This window comes from Dellaglioa sp. CoH-57-MRSF-22 (genome assembly GCF_056781895.1).
Map to the genome: position 1 here is coordinate 1 of NZ_JBXAXT010000022.1, position 852 is coordinate 852.

The 852-nt window shown below is 56.1% G+C and carries 2 protein-coding genes; both read right to left on the reverse strand.

Going from position 1 to position 852, the window contains the following annotated elements; translation table 11 throughout:
• Positions 1 to 147 precede the first annotated feature (147 nt).
• Positions 148 to 474 carry a hypothetical protein gene (locus AC1RPR_RS07870; RefSeq protein ID WP_481763411.1) on the reverse strand — a complete coding sequence of 109 codons (327 nt, stop codon included), beginning with the start codon at positions 472 to 474 and terminating at the stop codon, positions 148 to 150.
• Between the two features lie 3 nt (positions 475 to 477).
• Positions 478 to 852: DUF1653 domain-containing protein (locus tag AC1RPR_RS07875; RefSeq protein WP_481763412.1), on the reverse strand; the 375-nt coding region annotated here is incomplete at its 5' end.

Consider the following 852-nt stretch of genomic DNA (forward strand, 5'->3'; position numbering starts at 1 on the left):
TCTTCATCTTCCTCAACTAGTTCGTTCATGGCATTCATCAGCCGCTGTTCGACTGACGCAGCCCAGTCATCATATTCGCTCCACACCGCGCGCCGCACGATGCACAGCGAATCCTCAAGCAAACTATACAGATCAGCAGCGTCCATGTCAATTACGTTTGCTCTTGGCGATACCGGCCTTCAGTATGTCAGACGTAATACCGTCCCAGATGTCGGCAAATCCCACAGGCCATTCTGGGATTCGTCCGAACGCGTTGACGGACAGAAGCCGACCCTCGAACGAAAACGCAACATCACGGTGATCGATCTTGTCAAGCGCGATAGCTCGACGAACTGCGTCCACGATGATGGAACTGCCCACCGTGTACACGCCACGATGCGTGATCATATTCTCGACGTAGGTGTTGATCATCGCGTCGGGTACCACGTCCCCACTTACGGGCTCATATACAACGGTAAGCAGCTCAATGTTCACTCCTTATTGCGGCTCGTCAAAGATGGGGGCGAAGCGCGGGTCTCCGTTTTCAAGCGTCCCGAAGAACAGCTCATGAGGGCGGACCCACGTCTTTCGTTCATGCGGCCACACGTGTTCGTAGATCACCATCTCTTCCTGTGTCTCCGAGTGCGTGGCAAGTCCCACGAACTTGTAGAGACCACCTTTGTAGTGGCGATGCGTGGCCTCGCGCAACGCGCGCTGATGATCCAACTCGATCTGCACCGCGTCTTCCACGGCATTGCTGCCCACCGCGTAATCCGCATCCGGGTCGATGCCCTCATCAGCAGCTGCACGCTCGAACGCCGCGAGATCGAGACGGACAAGCGACACCACCTGACCAACTACGGAACACAGGTT